General features: G+C 48.7%; 2 protein-coding genes and 2 pseudogenes. All 4 read right to left on the bottom strand.

The window, feature by feature from the left end:
• Positions 1-1076: pseudogene (locus tag BN93_RS02565) on the bottom strand (transcription-repair coupling factor); the annotation flags it as partial.
• Positions 1077-1354: 278 nt separating this feature from the next.
• Positions 1355-2104 (bottom strand): polyprenol monophosphomannose synthase, encoded by a 750-nt coding sequence (locus BN93_RS02560; RefSeq protein WP_019186790.1) that lies wholly within the window; start codon positions 2102-2104, stop codon positions 1355-1357.
• Positions 2105-2199: 95 nt separating this feature from the next.
• Positions 2200-2958 carry a lysophospholipid acyltransferase family protein gene (locus tag BN93_RS02555; RefSeq protein WP_019186789.1) on the bottom strand — a complete coding sequence of 253 codons (759 nt, stop codon included), beginning with the start codon at positions 2956-2958 and terminating at the stop codon, positions 2200-2202.
• A 247-nt stretch (positions 2959-3205) separates the two neighbouring features.
• Positions 3206-3502 (bottom strand): annotated as a pseudogene (locus BN93_RS02550) (metallophosphoesterase); the annotation flags it as partial.

Raw genomic sequence — 3502 nt, 5'->3', positions numbered from 1 at the left:
ACCAATCGGTAACCTTGCAGCTGATAGTCTTCGAGTGTTTGGCGCAGCAAGTCGAAGTTTTTATGAAACAGGGGCTGTGCCGAAAAGTGGAAAGCAATGGTGGCTTGAACCTCGTCTGACGGTTTACTACCAATGTAAATGTGCCTAAATGCGGCGGCATCGTGGGCAAATTGGCTAGCGGTGAGCAGCTGCAACTCTTTTTGCATGGCGGCCCGTATCTGCTGTTGTTCCACCTCGGTGGCCCCATCTAGCTGCGCCTCTAATGCTTGATGGGCAAAGCCTTCGTCGTAAATGCGCGCTATCGTGTCGCGAACATAACCAAAATCTTTCATCACAAGCAGGGCATCGGGAGGCAAAAGTGTTAGGAACGACACCTTTTCGTTGGCCTGCCGCGCTAGTTCGGGTACTATTTCAACAGCTTGCCGCTTGTCTTTCGACAGCTGATTTTCTACATCAAAGGTGCGAATGGTGTCGATTTCATCGCCGAAAAAGTCGATGCGGAAAGGCAATTCGTGACTATACGAGTAGATGTCTACAATGCTACCGCGTACGGCGAACTGCCCAGGTTCGTACACATAGTCCACTTCGCGGAAGTCGAAAGCCCGCAAAGTCTTCACCATTTGCACGACATCTATGGTCTGTCCCACGCTTAACCGCAACGTACGTTCGTCTAATCGCTGCTTTGAAACAACCAATTCGCTCAAAGCATCGGGCGCACAAACCACGTAGGTGGGCCTTTCGGCAGCAAGACGAGCCAACACTTCGGTGCGCAAAATCTCGTTGGCAGCATCGCGTTGTCCGTATTTTACGGCGCGTCTGTACGATGAAGGGAAGAACAAAACATCGTTCTGCCCCATCAGTTGCACCAAGTCTTGATAGAAATAGCCTGCCTCGTCAGCGTCTTGCAACACGAAAAGGGTGGTTTTAGGATGGCGTTGCGCCATGCCCGAAAAGAAAACAGGCGCAGTGGAGGCTACCAAACCTTGGAGAAAGATGCGGCGAATGGCTGCATCGGCAAGGGTTTTGTGGAGTGCGGCAGCCTGCGGTTGTCCTGAATATATTTGTTGGAGGTTCATCGACATGCGATTAATTTGAGGGTCTGATGTGGTGAGTTTATAACGTTATGAGTGCGTGAGTGCGTAAGTTTATGTGTTTGAGCGTTCCTGTGTTTGTGGATGAATGTACATCTGTTTATGGATTGTGACTGCATAATATTGTATTGAGCACTTACAGACTGAGTAAATGATGAAGTTAAAAACTCACGAACGCATCATCTTACACACCCATAATGCCATGAAAAGGAGTGGAAGCCACAGGGGCCATTCCACTCCTTTCCATCCACAAGCCAATTTGGTCATTGCTGTATTTTAGGATATTTCCGGGTCCATCCGTCGAGCCTCAACCGCATAACGCCGAAGAAAGCCTCACCGAAAATACCGCCACTCATCTTACTTGTGCCCTCGCGGCGGTTGACAAATATCACCGGAACTTCTTTTATCTTGAAACCAATCTTGTAAGCGGTGTACTTCATTTCTATTTGGAAACCATAGCCTTTGAAACGCACTTCGTCGAGCGGGATGGTTTGAAGTACTTGTCGGCGATAGCACTTAAAGCCGGCTGTGGTGTCGTGTACGGTAAAACCAGTGACGAAACGCACATACTTCGATGCGAAATAACTCATCAGCACGCGCCCAATGGGCCAGTTCACAACGTTTACGCCACTAACATAACGCGAACCAATGGCCACATCATAGCCTTCGTCGTGGCATGCAGCGTATAGGCGAGGCAAGTCGGCAGGGTCGTGACTGAAGTCGGCATCCATCTCGAAGACATACTCGTAATCTCGCTCCAAAGCCCACTTGAAACCTGTGATATAAGCCGTTCCCAACCCTAGTTTGCCCTTACGTTCGAGCATAAACAGGCGGTCGGCAAACTCTTCGTCAATCATTCGGCGCACGATAGCCGCCGTTCCGTCGGGGCTGCCGTCGTCGATAACGAGGATATGGAAACATTTTTCGAGTGCAAAGACGGCCCGAATAATCTTCTCGATGTTCTCTTTTTCGTTGTATGTGGGGATGATAACGATGCTGTCGCTTGTGTTCATGCCGTGTAACTATGTTGGTTCTACTTATGCAAAGGTAAGGCTATTTCTCAGAAGTGCAATGCCATACGTGCGTATTTTTGACTGATTGTGCGCGATTATTGGTCGGGATTGGCCTCAAATCCTTGATATTCGGGAACGAGTGAGCCCATAATTACTTGGTAACTCTGCTCTTCTAAGAACTTCGTATTGTCTGTTCCTTGTCCAATTGGCATTATCGGGGCGTGTATGGTGAGCCTCAATCGGTGCCAACGCACCCATTTAAGGTCGCGTGTTCGTGGCATAACGTCGAACGAGCCGTTGATAGTTACAGGCACAATGGGCAGCTGCAACTCGTCGGCCAGCATAAAAGCGCCACGCCTAAACACGCCCATGTGTCCCGTAAAGGTGCGTGCGCCTTCGGGAAAAATAACCAACGACATGCCGTTATGCAAGGTTTGACGGGCTTGGTCGATAGACTTCTTTATCTTTGCAGCACTTCTTTTGTCTACAAAAATATGGTGAGCCGCCTCGCATGCCTTACCCACGAGAGGTATCTTGCGCAGCGATTGTTTCATCATCCATTTGAAGTTGCGCCCCAGAAAGCCGTAAATCATAAAGATGTCGAACGCTCCTTGGTGGTTGGCAGCAAACACATACGACTGTCCACGCTGCAAATGTTCGCGTCCTTCTACCTTAATTGGCAGAAACAAGATGCGGATAATAAACCACGACCAACACTTACCTGGGTAATATCCCCAAAAGTGTCCGTTGCCTAAGAAGCATCCCACGATGGTGACGAGGGCTGTTAGCACTGTGGCCAACACTATTAGGGGGATGGCCACAAACAATTGGTAGATGCGATAGAGAATTGTCATTGTTGTTTATACGAGATTGATGGGTTCACAAGTTGAGGAGTTAACAAGCTTAGAGGTTGACAAGTTAACGAGCTTACAAGGAGGTTTCCTTTGAATTATTCAACTACTTGCGGACTTATAAACTAAGCAAAACACGAGCATTGGCTTAACTCATCTCCTACTTACTCATTACCTCTTTTCCACTTACTCCTTACTCCTTACTACTTACTCCTCACCACCTTACTACTTACTACTCATTCCTTACCACTTACTGCACATTACCTCGCCGCAAGGTGATAACAACCACTTCGGGAGGAACACCAAAACGGAAAGGAACAACACCGCCCAAGCCTGATGAAACGAAGAGTGAGCGTTGCCCTTGGGTGTATAACCCCTTGTCTTGCTTATAGCTAATGATGGTGGGGCGAAGTCCGAAAAGACTTACTTGACCGCCATGCGTATGCCCCGACAGGGTTAGCTGTACATGACTATGCGGCAAGATGTTGCGTTCCCAGGCCGAAGGGTCGTGTTGTAGCAGCACAACGAAAGTACCTTTACCCACACC

This window comes from Prevotella conceptionensis 9403948, from assembly GCF_000312305.1.
Lineage (GTDB): Bacteria > Bacteroidota > Bacteroidia > Bacteroidales > Bacteroidaceae > Prevotella > Prevotella conceptionensis.
The sequence above is the reverse complement of the archived record's forward strand: the minus strand, read 5'-3'. Positions and strand labels throughout refer to the sequence as shown.